Genomic DNA, 13,557 nt, shown 5'->3' with positions numbered 1-13,557 from the left:
AGGAAGTGCGACCGGAGCACACCTCTGAGACGGGTTCGCGTCAGCTGGTGACGGCCCAGTCGAACTGGTCGCCGTACTCCTTCAGCCAGGCGTCGACCGCGTCGGCTTCCTTGCCCTCGCCGTACTCGTTCACCACGAGGTCTTCGAGTGCGCCGTACTGCGCGTCGTCGAGCTTGATCTTCTCGATCAGCTCAGCGGCCTCGGGGAACTCCTCCGCGAAGCCCTTGGTGCCCAGGAAGTGCAGGCCCTCGGCCTTGCCCATGGCGCCCTTCGGGTCTTCGAGGTCCTTCACGGGGAAGGCATCGTTGGCCCAGAACGGACGCCACAGCGTCACGACGATGTCCTCCTGCTTGTCGGTCGCGGTCTTCAGCTCGGTGAGCATGGCCGCGGTCGACGAGGTCACGAGTTCGTACTCGCTGTCGAGTCCGTACTCGGGCATCATCTTCTGGGTCTGGGCGGTGAGACCCGCGCCCGGCTCGATGCCGTAGATCTTGCCGTCGAACTCGGCACCCTTGCCCACGAGGTCCTCGATCGAGGTGAGCTCGGAGTACTCGGGCACGGCGAGCGTGAGCTTGGCGTTCTCGTAGTACTTGCCCAGATCCTCGATGTCGTCGCCGTACTTCTCCATGTACGAGGCGTGGGTGAGTTCGGGCCACGCCGACGGGTACATGTCGACGTCACCCTGCGCGAGTCCGGTGTAGAGCGGTCCCGCCTCGGTGAGCGTCTTCATCTCGACCGTGTAGCCGATCTTCTCGAGCTGGTCCTGCAGCAGGTATGCGGTGCTGAGGCCGTCGGTCCACGAGGGCAGGAAGCCCAGCGTGATCGTGCCCTTGTCGTCGGCCGAGCCGTCGCCGCCGCCCGTACCACCGGCGCCGTCGCCGCTGCATCCGGCGAGGGTGAGCGCCGCTGCGGCACCGAGCGCTGTGATTGCGAGGATCTTCTTCTTCATGTGATTTCTCTCTCTTGCGTTCCGTATGGGTGTTGTTTCGTAGGGGTGTGAGTCAGTGCACTCCGCCACCGACGGCGTTGCGTCGCGGAGCGACTTCGGCACGTTCCGCCGCAGCCGCGGCATCCTGCTGCTCGATGACCTCGGGAGCGGGAGCGGATGCTGTTCCGCCACCGTTCGGAGTGCGTCGACGCTCGATCATGCCGAGCAGCGACGACCGGTTCTCGCCCGGCGCGCCCAGCGCCGCGGTGACGCGGTCGAGGAAGACCGCGATCAGCACGACGCCGAGGCCGGCCTCCACGCCCTTCGGGATGTTGATCGTCGAGATCGCCTCGACGACCATCTTCCCGAGACCGTCCGCGCCGGCCATACCGGCGATGACCGCCATCGACAGGGCGAGCATGATGACCTGGTTGACGCCGGCCATGATGGTCGGCATCGCGAGCGGCAGCTGGATACCGCGCAGGATCTGGCCGGGCTTCGCACCGAAGGCCTGTCCCGCCTCGACGGTCTCGGAGTCGACGCCACGGATGCCGAGCTCGGTCAGGCGCACGCCCGGAGGCAGCGCGAAGATCACGGTGGCCACCAGGCCTGGCACCACGCCGATGCCGAAGAACACGATCGCGGGGATCAGGTACACGAACGCCGGCATGGTCTGCATGAAGTCGAGCACGGGCTTGAGCACCGCGCGCACCGTGGCGTTGCGCGCCGACCAGATGCCGAGCGGCACGGCGATCAGTACCGCGATCACGGCGGCGACGAGCACCAAGGCGAGAGTCTGCATGGCGGGGACCCAGAGGTCCATCCCCACGATCAGCGCGAACGACACGATCGTGCCGATCGCGAGCTGCCACGAGCGCACGACCCAGGCGATGAGTGCGGCGATCACGATGATGACCACGAAGTTCGGGGCGAGGAGCGCTCGGGTGAGGCCGTCGACGAGGAAGCTCATCACGAACGAGATCACATCGAGCAGGCCGTCGAGGTTGTCCTTGATCCAGTCGACAGCGGACTCGATCCAGGTTCCGATGGGAATGCGGAAGCCATCCATCAGCGCACCTCCTCCGTGGTCGGGGCGTCGACCGGGTCGGCGGTCCACCCGTCATCGAGCACGGCATCGATCTCGGCCTGGGGCATCGGCATCATCGGCAGGGTGATCTCCTCGGTCGCGCCGGGCCCGGGGCCGAGGGCGGCGAGCAGGGTGACGCGCGGGATCACACCCACGAGACGGCCGTCGGCGTCGATCACGGCGAGCGGCAGCGGAGACTCGACGGCGGGGACGAAGAGGTTCATCAGCACGTCGTCCTCGCGCACGCTCTGCAGCACGGGCTTGATGATCGAATCGAGGGTGGTCGCGCCGTTGCGCACGAGCTTGACCGCATCCCGGTCGGTCACGACGCCCACGAGCTGCCGGTCGCGGCCGACGACGTAGGTGGCCGACATGTACGCGTCGCGCATCTGCCGCAGCGCCGTGCGGGGGCCGGCGGTGTGCGGCACGACGGGGCGCGGGCGCTCCATCACGTTCGCGGCGGTGAGCACGCGAGCGCGGTCGACGTCCTGCACGAACTGCTCGACGTAGTCGTTGGCCGGGTCCATCAGGATGTCCTCCGGCGTGCCGATCTGCACGATACGGCCGTCGCGCATGACCGCGATGCGGTCGCCCAGGAACATGGCCTCGTTCAGGTCGTGGGTGATGAAGACGATCGTCTTCTGCAGCTTCTGCTGCAGTTCGAGCAGCTGCTCCTGCATCTCGCGGCGGATCAGCGGGTCGAGGGCACTGAACGCCTCGTCCATCAACAGGATGTCGCTGTCGGCGGCGAGCGCACGGGCGATGCCCACACGCTGCTGCATTCCGCCGGAGAGTTCGGAGGGGAGCTTCTCGCCCTGGCCCTCGAGGCCGACCAGGGAGAGGATCTCCTCCGCCTTGGCCAGACGCTCGGCCTTGGGAGTGCCCTTGAGCTCGAGCGGGTAGGCGACGTTCGCGGCGACCGAGCGGTGCGGCAGCAGGGCGAAGTGCTGGAACACCATCGAGATGCGGTCGCGACGGATCTCGCGGAGCCTCGATGACGGGATGCCGGTGATCGGGTCGCCGTTGACGGTGACGGTGCCGTCGGTGACGTCGTGCAGGCCGTTGAGCATGCGAATGATGGTGGACTTGCCCGATCCGGACAGCCCCATGATGACGAAGATCTCACCGCGGTTGACAGTGAAGCTGGCGTCGATGACCGCCGCGGTACCGGCATCCGCGACGGCGGCACGGCTCTCACCGGCTTTCAATCGACGGACGGCGGTGTTCGGATTCTTACCGAAAACCTTGTACAGATGGCGCGCTTCGAGAGCGATTTCGGACACGTTTCCCCCGCGGCTCGCCTTCGGGTGGCTGAGCCTGCTTCGGTTACGCCCGGGTGAGGCTCTCGGGGCCGTTCGACGTGTTCGCTGTGGCGGCACAGACGGCGGATTTCGGATCCGCCGCGATAGAGCATCGACCGTACGTCCACGCCTCTTCGCAGCACAGCTCATCGAAAGAAGGACGTGGTCGCGGACTGGTCTTCGGGCCGTCAGGCCCACGTTCCAACGTAACGAAATGGCCGATCAGGGGCAAATCCTGGGTCCGCGGCACGCTCGGGTTTCCGTCGCTGACCGGGGAATTGCACGGGTATTCAACAATCCTTCTGCGTGGCTGGCCGCAGGCCGGAACCGCCCTCTCAGGAGCTGCGGATGCTGCGTGTCACGGTGAACTTCGGCGTGCGTTCCACCTGCACGGTCGCACCCACCAGCAGGGTGAGTTCGGGGCGGTACGCGAGCGAAGAGTTGTAGACGGTGAAGAGTTCGCCGCCCGGTCGGAGCAGGCGCGCCGCGGCCTCGAACAGGCGGGTCGCCGCCCCCGTGTGGATGCTCGCGCCGAGGTGGAACGGCGGGTTCAGCAGGATCACGTCGAAGGAGGCGTCCGGCAGCTCGGAGGCCGCGTCGTCATGGGTGACCGTGACCCGGTCGGCGACGCCGTTCGCGGCGACCGTCGCCCGCGCGGATGCCACAGCGGCGGCGGATCGGTCGGTCGCCGTCACACGCGCATCGGGGTGAGCGAGCGCGTACGACACGGCGAGCGCTCCCGTGCCGCAGCCGAGATCGAGCACGCGTGGCGCGGCGGCCGGCGGCTGAGCACGGAGTGCGTCGAGCAGCACACGCGTGCCGATGTCGAGGCGCGCGCCCGCGAAGGCTCCGCCATGGGCGACCAAGGTCAGCCCGTCATGCTGCGCGGTCACGGGGTACGGCGGATCGACCGGGACCGGCAGGGCTTCCGACGCCACGATCAGACGCGACTTCCGCTCGGCGCGTTGGGGCTGAACCCGCGCGAAGCTGCGTCCCAGCACCTCGTTCTGCGTGAGGGTCATGTGCTTCACCCGCCCTCCGGCGACGAGCACCACGTCGGGAGCCGCCCAGCGGGCGACCGCATCCGCGATCTCCTCGAGCTCCGCGAGCGCCTTCGGCAGCTGCAGCAGCACCAGTTTCGCGCCGGTGAGCGGTTCGGCATCGAGCTCGCGGGGGCGGAACGGTTCGTCGAAACCCAGACCATCCGACTTACCCTCGGCGTGTTGCGGGGCGACGCGCCGCACCGGGGCGCCCTCGTCTCCGTTTCGGCCGTCCGCGACGGCGAGTCCGAGCTCCTCGGCGTTGCGCAGCAGAGCCCGCCGACCGGTCGCGAGGTCCTGATGCACGCGGATGCCGTGTCTCCCGGCGGCGACGAGAGCGAGGGTGATCGCACCGTACTCGTCGCCGATGACCACGGTCTCGGAGCCGGCGACATCGAGCGCGAGCGCCCGTTCGACGAGCAGCAGATCGGTCGCGTCATGAGCCTGGAGGTTGTCCGCCTCGACGTCGGGCCAGCGGCGCAGGCGGCTGTAGGGGAACTCCGGCACCAGCCCACTGTACGCGGCGGCCGTAAGGATTTCGCATGCGTTGTTTTCGCCCGATTCACAAGTTTGTGAATCGGGCGTACGCTCCCGCGCATGACCACCGTCATCACCACCCGGAACCTCACCAAGCACTACGGCCACGTGCACGCTCTCGACGGCCTCGACCTCACGGTCGAACACGGCCAGGTGCACGGCTTCCTCGGCCCGAACGGTGCGGGCAAGTCGACCACCATCCGCGTCCTCCTCGGCCTCGCGCGGCGCACCGGGGGCGAGACGACCGTGTTCGGTGAGGACCCCTGGAATCGCGCGGTCGAGCTGCATCGACGCATCGCGTACGTTCCCGGTGACGTCAGCGTCTGGCCCAACCTGTCGGGAGGTGAGGCCGTCGATCTGCTCGCCCGGCTGCGGGGAGCGCACACCAAGGATCCCGCGTACCAGCACGAGAAGAAGCGGCTGATGGACGCGTTCCAGTTCGATCCGCGCAAGAAGGGCCGCGCCTACTCGAAGGGAAACCGGCAGAAGGTCGCCCTCATCGCGGCGTTCGCGGTGCCCGCCGACCTCTACATCCTCGACGAGCCCACCAGCGGCCTCGATCCCCTGATGGCGGTCATCTTCCAGCGCGAGGTCGCCCGTGCGCATGCGAACGGTGCGACCGTGCTGCTGTCGAGCCACATCATGAGTGAGGTCGAGCAGTTGTGCGACCGGGTGTCGATCATCCGCGCCGGCCGCATCGTCGAGACCGGCACGCTCACGGAGCTGCGGCATCTCACGCGCAGTGACGTGTCGTTCACCCCCTCCGGAGCCACCCTCGAGCAGGTCGCCCGCATCCCGGATGTGCACAGCCCGGAGCAGCAGGGCGACCGCATCCGCCTCGCCGTCGACAGCGACCGCACGGCCACCGTGCTTCCCGCGCTCGCGGCCCTCGGCATCAGCGACCTGCGCGTCGCGCCGCCTTCGCTCGAGGAGCTGTTCCTGCGCCACTACGGCGATGACCTCGCGACGCTCGAGGCCGCGGAGGACGGTCGGACGGACGACGCGAGCCCCTCCACCCGCCGCGAGCGGCGTGCGCAGAAGGAGCGTGCGTGATGAGCGCCTTCGGAGTGCTGCTCCGACAGCGGCTGCGGCGTGACCGGCTGCAGCTGACCCTGTGGATCGTCGGCACGGCGCTGATGGCGTTCGCGGGGTACGCCGGTGTCAGCCAGTCGTACGCCACCCTCGCCGACCGGCAGAACATCCTGGCCGCGGCGCTCGCGAACCCGGTGATCCTGATGTTCCGCGGCCTCCCCTCCGGCACATCCGAGGGCGCCTTCCTCGCCTTCGAGGTGCTGCCGTGGCTGGCGCTGCTCGCCGCGCTCATGAGCACGTTCCTCGCCGTGCGGCACACCCGCGGCGATGAGGAGGCCGGGCGCGCCGAGCTCGTGTGGGCGACTCCGGCCGGACGCCGCCTGCCGACGATCGCCACCATCGTGCACGGCATCCTGGCGAACGTCGTGCTGGCCGCGCTCACAGCGCTCGCGCTGGTCGCCACCGGACTCCCGGCGGGAGGATCGCTCCTCACCGGAGCTGCGGCCGCGTCGTGCGGCATCGCATTCCTCGGCATCGGCCTGCTGGCCGCACAGTTCATGCGCACCTCGCGCGGGGCGAACTCCCTGACGGTCTGGGTGCTCGTGGCGACGTTCCTGATCCGCGGCATCGGCAACGCGGCAGGAACCCCGAGCGATGACCTCACGAGCATGACGAGCGCCTGGCCCGCCTGGCTCTCCCCCTTCGGCTGGGTCGAGCAGACCCGCCCGTACGACACCGATATCGTCTGGCCGATGCTGCTCGGGCTCGGTTTCGGGTTCGTGCTCGCCGGTGCCGCCGTCGCCCTGCAGTCGCTGCGCGACATCGATGCCGGTTTCGTCGCGGAGCGCCTCGGCCGGGTCTCGGCACGACCGACCCTCGCCTCGCCCCATGCCCTGGCGTGGCGGCTCACCTCCGGCTCGATCGTGGGCTGGGCGATCGGAGGCGCCATCACGGGTATCCTCGCCACCACGCTGAGCGGGCTGGTCGACCAGATCTCGGGCGAGAATCCGGCCGTCGCCGACATCCTGAAGAAGATCGGAGGCGCGACGGGCGGACTCGACGAGGTCGTCGTCACGGTGTTCTTCACCCTGCTCGGGATCCTGGCCGCGTGCTGTGCCGTACAGACGGTGGTGCGCGCGCGACAGGAGGAGGCCCATGGCACCGCCGAGGCCGTGCTCGCCACCCCGGTCGGTCGCGTGCGCTGGCTCGCCAACTTCGTGATCGTCGGGATCGTCGCGGTGCTGATCGTGGTCGCCGCCGCGGTGCTCGCCGGCTGGGCGGGTGTCTGGTCGAACGGCGGCGACGCGTCGCTCTACCGCATCGTCGCGGTGGCCGGGCTCGGCCAGGCGGTCGCGGCCTCGATCTTCGCGGTGCTCACTGCGCTGGTGTTCGTGCTCCTCCCCCGGGCGACGACAGCGGTGGCGTGGAGCCTCGTGCTGCTCGCGGCCCTGCTCGGCATGTTCGGCCCCCTGTTCGGTCTGCCGGAATGGAGTGCGAACCTCTCCCCGTTCGCCGTGACCCCCGTGGTGGACGGCAGCGGCGTGGACGTGCGCGGCCTCTGGTGGCTGATGCTCGCGCTGGCCGCTGGAGCTGCAGGATCCCTGGCCCTGATGAGGCGGCGCGAACTCGCCCCCGGAGCATAGGAGGACTCCGATGGCCGACGACAGCACCGACGACCTCGACCCCGAGGCGTCGATTCGCCACAGCGACTCCCACCGCGGGATGGAACCCGCCGAGCAGGCCGCGGCCATGATGACCGCGGCCGGGATGCCACGCATGCCCGCCCGCGTGATGATGGCGCTGATCGCCGCCCCCGAGGGCGGATACACCGCCGCCCAGCTCGGCGAGCGCCTCGGGGTCTCGGCAGCCGCCGTCTCCGGTGCGGTGCGCTACCTGCAGCAGCTGCACTTCATCCAGCGCCGCTCACGGCCCGGCGACCGGCGCGACCGCTACGAGTTCGTGCACGATCCGTTCTACAGCTCGATCGTCGGGAACATGCCGGTGTACTCGCGCCTGTCGGAGTACATCGACGACATCGCCGCCGCGCACGACGACGACCGGGGCGCGCATGACCGGGCCGTCGAACTGGCCGAATTCTTCCGCTTCCTCTCCACACGCATGCTGCAGATCGTCGAGGACTGGCGCGAGCACCGCCGCGACGCCGACTGACCGCAGCGCCCACCCGTCGGCCGAAACGGAGACCATCCGCGTGCGCTCCGGCGTGCCGCGCGTCGACGCGCCGAGCCCGAGACGAATGCTCTGGGTTTTCGCACGCGAGACGACGAGGGGTTGACACCCGCGCGGGTTGCATGGTTACTTAGTCGAGTAAGTAACCCACTAACCCAGCGGAGGACTCGTGATCGAAGAAGGCAAGCCGCTCTTCCTCCAGATCGCCGAGCAGATCGAGGACTCGATCGTCGACGGCTCGCTCGCCGAGGAGGCGCAGGCCCCTTCCACGAACGAGCTGGCCGCGTTCTATCGCATCAACCCCGCCACCGCAGCCAAGGGAGTCGCCATGCTCACCGACAAGGGAGTGCTCTACAAGCGCCGAGGCATCGGCATGTTCGTCGCCGATGGCGCCAGGGATCTGCTCCTCGGCGAGCGCCGTGCCGCCTTCGCCGACCATTACATCGACCCGCTCCTCGCCGAGGCCCGCACGCTCGGGCTCGGCGCCGAAGACCTCGCGGCCCTGCTCCGGCATCGCGCCGCACTGACCACCGACGCAGAAGGGAAGACCCCCGCATGACCACCGTCATCGAGGTGCAGAACCTCAGCAAGCGCTACAAGGAGAAGCGAGCCCTCGACAACGTGTCGCTCGCCATCGAGGGTGGCGCCATCTACGGCCTCCTCGGTCGCAACGGGGCAGGGAAGACGACACTCATGTCGATCCTCACGGCCCAGAACTTCGAATCGTCCGGCACCGTGAAGGTGTTCGGTGAGCACCCGTATGAGAATGCGCACGTGCTCAGCCGGATCTGCTTCGTCCGCGAGAGCCAGAAGTACCCGGACGACGCGTACCCCAAGCACGCCTTCAAGGCTGCGAGCCTGTTCTTCCCGAACTGGGACCAGTCGCTCGCCGACGAGCTCATCGCCGAGTTCCAGCTGCCGATGAAGCAGACCATCAAGAAGCTCTCCCGCGGACAGCTCTCCGCGGTCGGCGTCATCATCGGACTCGCCTCGCGCGCCGAGATCACGTTCTTCGACGAGCCCTACCTCGGCCTCGACGCCGTCGCCCGGCAGATCTTCTACGACCGTCTGGTCGAGGACTACGCCGAGCACCCGCGCACCGTCATCCTCTCGTCGCACCTGATCGACGAGGTCTCCAACCTCATCGAGAAGGTCATCGTGATCGACAACGGCCGGATCCTCCTGAACGAGGACACGGATGCGGTGCGTGACCGCGCCGTGACCGTGGTGGGTGACGCCGCCAAGGTCGACGCCTGGGTGGGAGCTCGCGAGGTGCTGCACCGTGAGGCGCTCGGCCGCGTGGCCTCCGTCACCGTCCTCGGTGCCGTGTCCCCGGCGGAGCGTGCGGAGATCACAGCCTCCGGGCTCGACCTCGCGCCGGTCTCGCTGCAGCAGCTGATCGTGCGCCTCACCCAGAAGGCCGAGGCCGACTCCACGAGATCGGCCATCACGAAAGAGGAGGTGCGCTGATGCGACGCACGCTCAACGTCATCCGCCTGCAGATGATCAATCGACAGACGTTCATCTGGGTCCCGCTGATCGTCCTCGCCGGAGCAACACTGATCTCGGTGCTGATCTACGCGATGATCCCGGGCGACTCCCCTAAATACGGCGGCGGCGGCCAGGCGCCCCTCTGGTACTTCTTCGCCATCGGGCTGTCGGCGATGACGCTCACGTTCCCGTTCTCCCAGGCGATGAGCATCACACGTCGCGAGTTCTTCTTCGGCACGATGCTGACTGCGGTGCTCGCCAGCACGTTCATGGGCGCACTCTTCCTGGTCGGTGGAGGCATCGAGGTCGCCACGAACGGCTACGGCGTGAACGGCTGGGTGTTCTATCTTCCGTGGCTGTGGGAGGCGGGTCCGCTCGGGGCCTTCATCGTCTACTTCACGCTCGCGCTGTTCTTCTTCGTGGTCGGCTTCACGGGCGCCACGATCTACAAGAGCTGGGGGCTGACGGTCCTGACGATCACGTGGATCGCGCTGGCACTGATCCTCGTCGGAATCGTGTACCTCGTGACCAGGCTCGAGCTGTGGGGACAGGTCTGGACCGGGATCGGCGATCTGGGGGCCCTCGGCCTCGCGCTGTGGGGCCTCGTGGTCACCGCGGCCCTCATGGGCGTCTCGTTCCTCGCATTCCGCAGAGCCATCCCCTAGATCCGACCGCCTCGTCGACGCCGGTCGCCCTCCCGGGCGGCCGGCGTCGCGTGTACGCGCTACCCGTACGTCCCCGAGGACGCAACCCGCTCGCCCCCGACGCACAGGACGCATAGGCTCGCGGAACCACCCGCCCCTACCGCACACGCCCCGACCGCGCCCACCCCGACCGAGAGGACGCCGTGCCCCAGACCCGCACCCGGCTCCGGGTACGACGAGCAGGAGTCCAACGCGCACTCCACGACGCCGTCCGCCCCGCCCGCCTCCTGCTCGTGGCCAAGACGACCCTCGCGGTCGGACTGGCCTGGATGATCGCCCCGCACATGCCCGGGGTCACCGACGAGTACCCCTACTACGCTCCGCTCGGGGCCCTGTTGAGCATGTACCCGACGCTGATGGGTTCGGCGAAGTCGAGTCTGCAGACGCTGCTCGGCCTCGCCACGGGCATCGGGCTCGCCACGATCGTGGTGCTGACGATCGGCCCGACCTGGTGGAGCATCCCGCTGGTGGTCGGGGTCGGAGTGCTGCTCTCCGGCACGGGCTGGTTCGGTGTCGGTCGCGAGTACGTGCCGATGGCCGCGCTGTTCGTGCTGATCATCGGCGGGCAGGACGCCGATGACTACTCGCTCGGCTACCTGACCCAGACGGCCGTCGGGGTGATCGTCGGGTTGCTGGTGAACCTCATCATCGCGCCGGCACCCCTGACCGTCGCGGCAGCCGGGCGGGTGGCGGCCTTCCGGGAGCAACTGGCCGCGCACCTGCACGACATCGGCTCCGCGGTCTCGGAGTCGTGGCCTCCGGAGCACGAGCAATGGGCCGACGATGCGGCCTCGCTCGCCGACACGTCCTCCGCGCTGCGCTCGGCTCTGACGGAGGCGGACGAGAGCAGACGCGGCAACCCTCGCGCCAAGGGCCATCGCACCCGGATCCAGCAGAGCCACGATGAGCTCGCCGCCCTCGATCGCATCGCGCACCTCATCCGCGACATCTCCGACGAGATCGCCGACACCATCTGGGATCGACCGGCCGGCCTGGCGCTCGACCCCGCCCTGCCGGATCCCCTGTCCGCCGCCTGTCACGCGGTCGCCGACGTGATCGCTCGCGGTGACGCCTCCTCCAGTGACGATCACCGCGCTCGCGGCGAGGCGGCCCGTGCGATCCGACTGCTTCTCGAGACCGTCGACGACCGCACCATCGATGTCCGGCGGTCGATGGGACCCGGCGTGCTCACCGCCATGCATCTGCGGCGGATCCTGATCCTGAGCGGGACGCCCGCCCCGGCGGAGGAGTAGCAGCCTGAGCCGCGTCAGATGGTGTCGTCGGCGGCGATCAGATCCAGTTGCCAGTACCGACCCTCGGAGTCGGAACTGTCGTGGGCATCATCGGCAGCGCTCAAGACGTCGTTGATCTTCACCATCACATCGTCGAACTCCGACTCGGTGAGCCGGATGGTCCGCTGGGTGAAGGCGGCGTGCACCTCGGCCGTGCGCCCGGCCACGTACTCCGGGGTCCAGGCCATCACCCGGCGGATCAGATCCTGATGGTCCTCGACGAGGGCGGCGATCACCGCAGAGCCGAGAGCCTCGTCGGCGACGGGGCTCTCGGGCCCTCCGACGTTGAGCGCACCCTTGTGTCCGGTCCAGACACGATCGCGCCGATCGCGGGCCTTGTCGGGCGCCTCTTCGATGAGCCCGGCGTCGGCGAGCGCGCGCAGATGGAAGCTCGCACTGTTCGCCGGCACACCGAGCTCGGCGGCGATGTCGGCGGCGCGGAGGAACTCCCGCCGCGAGAACAGCCGGATCATCTGGCGCCGCAGTGGGTGCGAGTAGGCCTTGAGCATGGCCGAGGTCATCCAGACGGGATCGTCGCTGGTGCTCTTCGCGGTGTCCTCCGTCATGTGCCGATCCTACCCGCACCCAGAATTGCGCAATAAGCGTTGCGCAATAGTTCTTGCGCATCTATTCTCAAGACATGACCACCGTCACCGCGCCCCACCGCCTGTGGCGCAACACCCGATACCTCACCTGGCTGGTGAGCGACACGAGCAAGGGCCTCGCGGCCTCGCTGTTCGGCTTCGCCATCCCCCTGCTCGCACTGATCGTGACGAACGATCCCGCCCAGGCCGGCATCATCGGCGGTGCCGGCATGGTCGCCCGACTCCTCATGACCCTGGCCGGCGGCGTGCTGGCCGACCGCCACCGCCGCATCGCGTTGATGCTCCTCGGCTCCCTCATCGGCATCGTGCTCGCGGGCGGCTTCACCCTTCTCGCCCTCGGCGATGCGATGACGTTCGGGTCACTGCTGGTGATCGACGTGCTGCTCGCCGCGCGCAGTGGACTCTTCGATGTCGCGGGCGAGAGCGCGATCAAGGAGATCGTGCCCGACGACGCGATGGGCCGTGCCCAAGCCGCGAACCAGGGACGCGATGCCGCTCTCCAGCTCGCAGGCGGTCCGCTCGGCGGCCTGCTGCTGGGCGTGGGCGGATGGCTCGTCGGCGTGGTCATGACGCTGTGTCACGCGATCGCGGCCCTGACCGCGTGGATGCTGGGGCGTCAGGTGCGCCGTGCTGGAATGATCGACACGGGTGCGGGTGACGTCGCCGAGCCGAGTACCGCCGTCGAGCCCGGTGTGGCCGTGAAGCCGAACGCCTGGGCGGAACTGCGCGAGGGATTCGGCTGGCTGCTCTCCCGCCCCGACCTCGGCGGAGTGCTGCTCATCACGACGGTCATCAACCTCGGCTTCAACGCCACGATCACGACCATCATCTACGCCCTCCAGCAGGACGGCTACTCCGAGCTGCTGATCGGCACCCTGAGCGCGTCGATCGGAGCCGTGATGCTCGTGGGCGCGGTCTGTGCACCGCTGCTCGTGCCGAGGATCAAGGCCGGCGTCCTGACCATCGCCGGACTCACGGTCGTCTCGATCGGCGCGATCGCCCTCTCGATGGTGACCGATCCCTGGGCCATCGCGGTGGTGCTCGGCGCCTCGGTTCTCCTGATCCCCGCGCTCAACGCCGGGATGATGGGCTACTTCATGGTCGCCACCCCGAGTCATCTGCTCGGTCGCGCCAACAGCGCCGCCGGAGTCCTCGGCATGGGTGCGATGCCGCTCGCACCGCTCATCGCGGGCTTCGGGCTCGCGTGGATCGGGAGGGAGTGGACCATCCTGATCTGCGCCGCACTGTGCCTGATCTCGGTCGTGCTCGCCGTGAGCAACCGTGCGCTGCGGGCGCTCCCGGTCGAGTCAGGCTGGGCCGCGCACGCGAAACAGTACGAGAGGGTTTGACGCC

At 68.7% G+C, this 13,557-nt stretch carries 13 protein-coding genes; 8 read left to right on the top strand and 5 right to left on the bottom strand.

The window, feature by feature from the left end:
- Positions 1-40: 40 nt before the first annotated feature.
- The 4 genes from L687_RS33290 to L687_RS33275 all read right to left on the bottom strand — a co-directional run bounded on the left by L687_RS33290 (position 41) and on the right by L687_RS33275 (position 4,863).
- Positions 41-949: a glycine betaine ABC transporter substrate-binding protein gene (locus L687_RS33290; RefSeq protein ID WP_021200155.1), complete on the bottom strand. Its 909-nt coding sequence runs from the start codon at positions 947-949 to the stop codon at positions 41-43.
- 52 nt (positions 950-1,001) lie between these two features.
- Positions 1,002-1,997: an ABC transporter permease gene (locus L687_RS33285; protein WP_021200154.1), complete on the bottom strand. Its 996-nt coding sequence runs from the start codon at positions 1,995-1,997 to the stop codon at positions 1,002-1,004.
- Positions 1,997-3,298: a quaternary amine ABC transporter ATP-binding protein gene (locus L687_RS33280; protein ID WP_021200153.1), complete on the bottom strand. Its 1,302-nt coding sequence runs from the start codon at positions 3,296-3,298 to the stop codon at positions 1,997-1,999. The genes L687_RS33285 and L687_RS33280 overlap by 1 nt, the downstream gene beginning before the upstream one ends.
- Before the next feature lie 353 nt (positions 3,299-3,651).
- On the bottom strand, positions 3,652-4,863 hold the full coding sequence (locus L687_RS33275; protein ID WP_021200152.1) for a class I SAM-dependent methyltransferase: 1,212 nt from the start codon (positions 4,861-4,863) through the stop codon (positions 3,652-3,654).
- A gap of 90 nt (positions 4,864-4,953) precedes the next feature.
- On the opposite strand from L687_RS33275, the gene L687_RS33270 reads away from it, so the two are divergent.
- The 7 genes from L687_RS33270 (at position 4,954) to L687_RS33240 (ending at position 11,560) form a co-directional block, all read left to right on the top strand.
- The gene (locus L687_RS33270) at positions 4,954-5,946 is read left to right on the top strand and encodes an ABC transporter ATP-binding protein (protein WP_021200151.1); all 993 of its coding nucleotides are present in this window, start codon (positions 4,954-4,956) and stop codon (positions 5,944-5,946) included.
- Positions 5,946-7,568, top strand: coding sequence for an ABC transporter permease (locus L687_RS33265; protein ID WP_021200150.1), 1,623 nt, complete (start codon positions 5,946-5,948; stop codon positions 7,566-7,568). Before L687_RS33270 ends, L687_RS33265 begins: the two co-directional genes overlap by 1 nt.
- Positions 7,569-7,578: 10 nt before the next feature.
- Entirely contained in the window at positions 7,579-8,094 is a 516-nt protein-coding gene (locus L687_RS33260) for a GbsR/MarR family transcriptional regulator (protein ID WP_021200149.1), read from the top strand.
- A 187-nt stretch (positions 8,095-8,281) separates the two neighbouring features.
- Positions 8,282-8,671, top strand: coding sequence for a GntR family transcriptional regulator (locus L687_RS33255; protein ID WP_021200148.1), 390 nt, complete (start codon positions 8,282-8,284; stop codon positions 8,669-8,671).
- Complete coding sequence (locus tag L687_RS33250; RefSeq protein ID WP_021200147.1) at positions 8,668-9,582, top strand: ABC transporter ATP-binding protein; 915 nt, start codon at positions 8,668-8,670, stop codon at positions 9,580-9,582. Before L687_RS33255 ends, L687_RS33250 begins: the two co-directional genes overlap by 4 nt.
- On the top strand, positions 9,582-10,268 hold the full coding sequence (locus L687_RS33245) for a hypothetical protein (RefSeq protein WP_021200146.1): 687 nt from the start codon (positions 9,582-9,584) through the stop codon (positions 10,266-10,268). Before L687_RS33250 ends, L687_RS33245 begins: the two co-directional genes overlap by 1 nt.
- A gap of 182 nt (positions 10,269-10,450) precedes the next feature.
- Positions 10,451-11,560 carry an FUSC family protein gene (locus tag L687_RS33240; protein ID WP_031207473.1) on the top strand — a complete coding sequence of 370 codons (1,110 nt, stop codon included), beginning with the start codon at positions 10,451-10,453 and terminating at the stop codon, positions 11,558-11,560.
- A 14-nt stretch (positions 11,561-11,574) separates the two neighbouring features.
- Here the strand turns inward: L687_RS33240 and L687_RS33235 are convergent, their stop codons facing one another.
- A complete protein-coding gene (locus tag L687_RS33235) occupies positions 11,575-12,165 on the bottom strand; it encodes an ArsR/SmtB family transcription factor (protein WP_021200144.1) in 591 nt (196 codons plus the stop codon).
- Between the two features lie 74 nt (positions 12,166-12,239).
- On the opposite strand from L687_RS33235, the gene L687_RS33230 reads away from it, so the two are divergent.
- Positions 12,240-13,553, top strand: a complete 1,314-nt coding sequence (locus tag L687_RS33230) for an MFS transporter (RefSeq protein WP_021200143.1) — start codon at positions 12,240-12,242, stop codon at positions 13,551-13,553.
- The last annotated feature ends 4 nt before the right edge of the window (positions 13,554-13,557 follow it).

It is taken from the genome of Microbacterium maritypicum MF109, assembly GCF_000455825.1.
Taxonomy (GTDB): domain Bacteria; phylum Actinomycetota; class Actinomycetes; order Actinomycetales; family Microbacteriaceae; genus Microbacterium; species Microbacterium maritypicum_A.
The sequence above is the reverse complement of the archived record's forward strand: the minus strand, read 5'-3'. Positions and strand labels throughout refer to the sequence as shown.

Excerpts from the sequence above, each read along its gene's own strand:
- L687_RS33250 (WP_021200147.1), top strand. The coding sequence starts at position 8,668 with ATGACCACCGTCATCGAGGTGCAGAACCTCAGCAAGCGCTACAAGGAG.
- L687_RS33285 (WP_021200154.1), bottom strand. The coding sequence starts at position 1,997 with ATGGATGGCTTCCGCATTCCCATCGGAACCTGGATCGAGTCCGCTGTC.
- L687_RS33270 (WP_021200151.1), top strand. The coding sequence starts at position 4,954 with ATGACCACCGTCATCACCACCCGGAACCTCACCAAGCACTACGGCCAC.
- L687_RS33260 (WP_021200149.1), top strand. The coding sequence starts at position 7,579 with ATGGCCGACGACAGCACCGACGACCTCGACCCCGAGGCGTCGATTCGC.
- L687_RS33265 (WP_021200150.1), top strand. The coding sequence starts at position 5,946 with ATGAGCGCCTTCGGAGTGCTGCTCCGACAGCGGCTGCGGCGTGACCGG.
- L687_RS33245 (WP_021200146.1), top strand. The coding sequence starts at position 9,582 with ATGCGACGCACGCTCAACGTCATCCGCCTGCAGATGATCAATCGACAG.
- L687_RS33235 (WP_021200144.1), bottom strand. The coding sequence starts at position 12,165 with ATGACGGAGGACACCGCGAAGAGCACCAGCGACGATCCCGTCTGGATG.
- L687_RS33230 (WP_021200143.1), top strand. The coding sequence starts at position 12,240 with ATGACCACCGTCACCGCGCCCCACCGCCTGTGGCGCAACACCCGATAC.
- L687_RS33290 (WP_021200155.1), bottom strand. The coding sequence starts at position 949 with ATGAAGAAGAAGATCCTCGCAATCACAGCGCTCGGTGCCGCAGCGGCG.